This window comes from Epilithonimonas hispanica, assembly GCF_003385395.1.
GTDB classification, from domain to species: domain Bacteria; phylum Bacteroidota; class Bacteroidia; order Flavobacteriales; family Weeksellaceae; genus Epilithonimonas; species Epilithonimonas hispanica.
This window is the reverse complement of record NZ_QNUG01000124.1, coordinates 1-830: the sequence shown is the minus strand read 5'-3', so window position 1 is coordinate 830 and position 830 is coordinate 1. Positions and strand designations below refer to the sequence as shown.

Annotated in this window: 1 protein-coding gene; it reads left to right on the top strand. The window is 41.3% G+C overall.

What is annotated here, in order from left to right:
• On the top strand, nt 1-830 hold an 830-nt coding region (locus DRF58_RS18150; RefSeq protein WP_116037347.1), incomplete at both ends, for an IS91-like element ISWz1 family transposase.

The following is an 830-nucleotide window of genomic DNA, read 5'->3' as shown; positions in this document are numbered from 1 at the left end:
ACCTCTGCTTTGGGTGGTCATATTGACGCTTGTGATGAATGTGGAAATGTAAGCATCAGTTACAACTCCTGCCGAAACCGTCATTGCCCAAAATGTCAGAGCAAAAACCGAGAGCAATGGATTGAAAATCGGGAAACCGAACTGCTTCCGGTACCTTATTTCCACGTGGTTTTTACGCTTCCTGATGTATTGAACAAAACCGCGCTTCACGAGCCCAAAATGTTGTACGATTTTTTATTTGAATCTGCCTGGGAAACGCTTCAAACGTTTGGTGAAAATCGAGGTTTAAAAATGGGAATGATTGCTGTTTTGCATACTTGGGGACAGAATCTGAGCCTTCATCCGCATTTGCACTGCATTGTTCCGGGCGGTGGAGTGGATGAAAGCGGAGCTTGGAAAAATCTACGTTCAGACGGCAAATTTTTGCTTCCGGTAAAGGCTTTGAGTAAAGTTTTCAGGGCTAAATTTTGTGAGAAATTAAAAGATAAAAACCTTAAAGAATATACCAAAATCAGGCAAAATCTGTGGGAAAAACCTTGGGTTGTTTACGCTAAAAAGCCTTTTGGAAGCCCAAAATCGGTGGTGGAATATTTGGGCAGATACACGCATAAAATCGCCATCAGCAACCAGAGAATCAGGAAAATTGACGCGAAAACGGTCACTTTTTCTTACAAAGATTACCGCCAAAAAGGCATCAAAAAGCAGATGGTTTTGAGCCACGAGGAGTTTATCCGAAGATTTGCGATGCATATTTTACCGAAAAGATTTGTAAAAATCCGTCATTATGGTTTTTTGAGCAGCACCTGGAAGCGTATCAAGCTTAAAAATCT